Annotated in this window: 3 protein-coding genes; all 3 read left to right on the top strand. The window is 38.3% G+C overall.

The window, feature by feature from the left end; genetic code table 11:
* On the top strand, nt 1–708 hold a 708-nt coding region (locus tag ACFINE_RS09525), incomplete at its 5' end, for an ABC transporter substrate-binding protein (protein WP_375621868.1).
* A gap of 373 nt (nt 709–1081) precedes the next feature.
* Complete coding sequence (locus ACFINE_RS09520) at nt 1082–1270, top strand: hypothetical protein (protein WP_375613875.1); 189 nt, start codon at nt 1082–1084, stop codon at nt 1268–1270.
* 356 nt (nt 1271–1626) lie between these two features.
* Nucleotides 1627–2625 (top strand): ABC transporter substrate-binding protein (locus tag ACFINE_RS09515; protein ID WP_375621867.1); only part of this gene is annotated, 999 nt, incomplete at its 3' end.

Raw genomic sequence — 2625 nt, 5'->3', positions numbered from 1 at the left:
TTTGCTAAGGAAAAAGTGCGTTTGGCGATGCGTTATCTCATAGATTATGAAGGTCTTGGCAAGAAGCTTCTCAAAGGTGTTGGTGTTCCACGGGCCAGTTTTATTCCTCTTGGCAACTTTGGGGCTTTAGATGAAAAAGAAGGGCAACCCTTTAAACTTGATATTCAAAAAGCCAAGCAGCTTTTAGCAGAAGCTGGTTATCCGAATGGATTTGAGGCAAATTTTCTCGTATCAAATGCTCCTTATAGGGTGTTAGTTGCTCAGTCACTCCAAGATAGTGCCGCAAAGGCGGGGGTGCGTCTTAAAATTGAACGGATGGCCGGTACACAGTTGTTTTCTAAACTTTATGCACGGGCTTTTGATACGATTTTTGTCGGATGGAATAATGATTCTGCGGATCCTCATACCATGGCTTCACGTCTTGTTTATAATCCAGATAATCGGCTTGAGGCAAAAAATACCGCCTATCCTAGTTGGCAATATGGGTATTTGGATGAAACGATGAATCAAAAGGTTCAGGATGCATTGTTTCAAAAAGATCCGCAAAAACGGGCACAACTCTATGCTGATTTACAACGTGAATTGATGCAAAAAGGACCTTATGCGTTTATCTTTCAGAAATATACTGTTATCGCGATGACGCCTGATATCAAAAAGTGGGTTTGGAATAGTGCGCCACATATTTTTTATAGTAAAATTGAAAAATAAGAGTGTCTTCAATGCTGTTCAATAGATAAAGGGCATCGTCATGATATATTCGGCGTATTGTATAAATTTTCAAGTTTTGCAATGCGTCGAAGATCATAGGTAATGCGTGATATATTGTTGAATGTCTTTTCAAGACATTCGTTTAAAGATATTTTTCATTCTCATTAGAGGTGTATTTAAATGGATGTTAAGATCGATATTTCAATTTTTCTGAATTAGAAAGTGGTCAATTTATTTGTTAAAAAACTGAGAGTAACATAAAAAAACTAAGTGTAACAAATATCGCGGAATTTAGTGGTGCTAAAGGTGCAAAGGTTTTGCGATGTTGAAGGAAAGTTTTGTTATGGGGGTACACAAGAGATATCAGTTTTTTATGGTGTTTATATTTTCTTTTGCTTTGAAAGATGATGAGATGTCATTTGGAGGGTGTTATTTTACGGGGAGTGATGAAAAAATTAAATTTTCTTTTGAAGAAGGAATAAAAGTCGTTGCATTTGGCAAACTAACGAATTTTTCTGTTTTATCAAATCGTCAAATTGTTATGAAGGCTCGTTGTTATTAAGGTACTTGAGCTAAAAGGGGTAGTGCTTTGATGGTATAGAAAACGCCGGAAGAAATACGAGACAAGCTTGCTTAACAAGATAGAAAAAATACAGGTTTTATAGTCTTCAATAGTAGGCGTTATGATATCGTGATTAAGCTCTGTTGTTGGTGAGCGTTCATTGTATATCAGAGTGTTTTCCTTTGTATGTTTTAGTTTGGCTTATAAGTGTAGACAAGAGGAGTCATTGGCAAGAGGTGCTTGTTCTTGAAGATTTTAAAGTTTGGTCTTTAGGAGCCTATCGTTCGTCTAAACTTAAATTAAGCACGTTTTGCTGCATGGAGAATTTATACAATAAACGTTAAAAGGAAAATTCTATGAACATGAAAAGAAAAATATTGAAAAAGGGCAGTTCTTTTGTTTCTGCTGTTCTTGCAATGGGGATGTTTGTGCAACAAGTTTCAGCAAAAACACCCGCCGATACGCTTGTGATGGCTTGGAATCTCGATCCAATAAATACATTTGACCCTGCACAACTCAATGACCGTTATGGAATTGAAGTGGTTAACAATATTTGTGATAATTTAGTCGTTTCTGCTACAGATGATGCGGCTAAAATGGTTCCCTCGTTAGCGAAGAGTTGGGATGTTTCAAGTGATGATCAGAGTACGGTGATTACTTTTCACTTGCGTGATGGTTTAAAGTTTTATGATGGTCGTTCTGCGAATGCCAATGATCTTGTTTGGGGTATGAAGCGGGTTGTCAAATTGAAATTGGCTAATGCGGCAACATTTAATGAATATGGGATTACAGAACAAAACGTTGATGAGGCTTTTCAAGCACCGGACGACAAAACAGTGGTGATGAAATTTGATAAACCTTATCCAGCAGAGCTTATTCTTAGCAATATTTCCACTAATCGCACTGCTGCCTTGCTGGATCGTGAGACACTCATGAAACACGAAAAAGATGGTGATATGGGAAACCGGTATTTGGCAAGCCATTCTGCTTGCGTTGGTCCTTATCAGCTAGAGAGTTGGCGCCCTGGAGAAGGAATTTTGTTGCGTGCAAGCTCCAATTATTGGGGGGAGGCGCCTAAATTGAAGAAGATTTTAATTCGCCATGTCGCGGAGCCTGGAACGCAACGTTTATTATTGGAAAAACATGATATCGATGTTGCACGTAATCTGATGCCAGAGGATTTGGCAGATCTCCAAGCAACAACGGATATTAAAGTTGAAAAAGTGTTGGCGCCCTCCATGATCATATGGGGATTTAATGCGACAAACCCTATTTTTGCCAATGAAAAAGTGCGTTTGGCGATGCGCTATCTTATTGACTATGAAGGACTCGGTAAGACTCTTCTCAAAGATGTT

Source organism: Bartonella sp. AA97HXZ, assembly GCF_042196985.1.
Classification (GTDB): domain Bacteria; phylum Pseudomonadota; class Alphaproteobacteria; order Rhizobiales; family Rhizobiaceae; genus Bartonella.
The sequence above is the reverse complement of the archived record's forward strand: the minus strand, read 5'-3'. Positions and strand labels throughout refer to the sequence as shown.

Coding starts and splice junctions, on each gene's coding strand:
- ACFINE_RS09520 (WP_375613875.1), top strand. CDS start 1,082: ATGGTGTTTATATTTTCTTTTGCTTTGAAAGATGATGAGATGTCATTT.